Below are 1,501 nucleotides of genomic sequence, written 5' to 3'. Positions count from 1 at the left end.
AGAATCAAGGTTGAGAATATTTTTGACAAAGTATAGTAGATTGAAACTAGAATAGTACACCTCTACTTCTAAAACATTGTTAGAAATCGATTTGACTGTCCTGATCGATTTGTCCTGTTCTTATTTCATTGCACTATGAAAACGTTTAAAATATCTTCAACAACCTATCGAAATCATCGTAAACACTTCGGATTACGAATGAATTTGATTGCTGGTATTATCAATCATGAACTAGGATTCTAGTTTTGCAGGAAGTCTAATCAAGAGGAAAGTAAATGACGATTAAGGTAATTGCGACAGATATGGATGGGACCTTGCTGGATGCTAGAGGCCAGCTTGATCTCCCACGCTTGGAAAAGATTGTGGATCAGTTGGATCAAAGGGGGATTCGTTTTGTCATCGCGACAGGGAATGAAATTCACCGCATGAGGCAACTACTGGAGCACTTGGTGGATCGAGTGGTTCTGGTTGTTGCCAATGGTGCTCATATTTTTGAAAACAATGAATTGATTCAGGCTCAGACTTGGGATGATGCCATTGTCGATAAGGCTTTGGCTCATTTCGAGGGTCGAGCGTGTCAGGATCAATTTGTTGTAACAGGGATGAAGGGTGGTTTCGTCAAGGAAGGTACCATTTTTACAGACCTTGAAAGTTTTATGACTCCAGAAATGATTGAAGAATTCTACCAACGAATGAATTTTGTGGATGAATTAACCTCTGACCTCTTTGGTGGTGTGCTCAAGATGAGTATGGTTGTTGGTGAGGAACGTTTGAATTCGGTATTGGAAGAAATCAATGACCTCTTTGATGGCCGTGTTCGGGCTGTATCGAGTGGCTATGGTTGCATTGATATCCTCCAAGCTGGAATTCATAAAGCATGGGGCTTGGAAGAATTACTCAAGCGTTGGGACTTGAACCCCCAACAAATCATGGCTTTTGGCGATAGTGAAAATGATGTTGAAATGCTTGAAATGGCTGGAATTGCCTATGCGATGGAAAATGCTGATGACAAAGCCAAAGCTGTGGCGACGGCTCTAGCGCCAGCCAATAGCCAAGGAGGAGTTTACCAAGTATTGGAAAACTGGTTAGAAAAAGGAGAATGAAGTAGCAGTACAGTTATTAGAAAATTGGTTACTAAAGGAACAAGAAAAAATCCAAACTAAGTATCGTCACCTAAATCAGGTTTCAGTTGTAGAGCCAGATATTCTTTTTATTGGGGATTCCATTATCGAATATTATCCTCTGCAGGAGTTGTTTGGGACTTCAAAGACAATTGTCAATCGAGGAATTTGTGGCTATCAGACAGGACTGTTATTAGAGAATCTGGATGCGCATCTGTACGGTGGGGAGGTAGATAAAATTGTCCTTTTAATTGGGACGAACGATATTGGAAAAGATGTGCCTGTGAATGAGGCTCTCAATAATCTCGAAGCTATCATCAATCCATTGCTCGCGATTATTCACTGACTGAGATAAAATTACTTTCCGGCTCTTTGTCAAC

At 40.6% G+C, this 1,501-nt stretch carries 1 protein-coding gene and 2 pseudogenes; all 3 read left to right on the top strand.

Annotated features, from left to right (window positions below; all coding sequences use genetic code 11):
• Positions 1-135 precede the first annotated feature (135 nt).
• Positions 136-243, top strand: a pseudogene (locus HT671_RS03385) (IS5/IS1182 family transposase); the annotation flags it as partial.
• Positions 244-275: 32 nt separating this feature from the next.
• A complete protein-coding gene (locus HT671_RS03380; protein WP_023939132.1) occupies positions 276-1,103 on the top strand; it encodes an HAD family hydrolase in 828 nt (275 codons plus the stop codon).
• Between the two features lie 49 nt (positions 1,104-1,152).
• A pseudogene (locus HT671_RS03375) lies at positions 1,153-1,501 on the top strand (GDSL-type esterase/lipase family protein); the annotation flags it as partial.

The sequence above is a fragment of the Streptococcus sp. 2741 genome (assembly GCF_013276315.1).
Classification (GTDB): Bacteria; Bacillota; Bacilli; order Lactobacillales; family Streptococcaceae; genus Streptococcus; species Streptococcus pseudopneumoniae.
The sequence above is the reverse complement of the archived record's forward strand: the minus strand, read 5'-3'. Positions and strand labels throughout refer to the sequence as shown.

Coding starts and splice junctions, on each gene's coding strand:
- HT671_RS03380 (WP_023939132.1), top strand. CDS start 276: ATGACGATTAAGGTAATTGCGACAGATATGGATGGGACCTTGCTGGAT.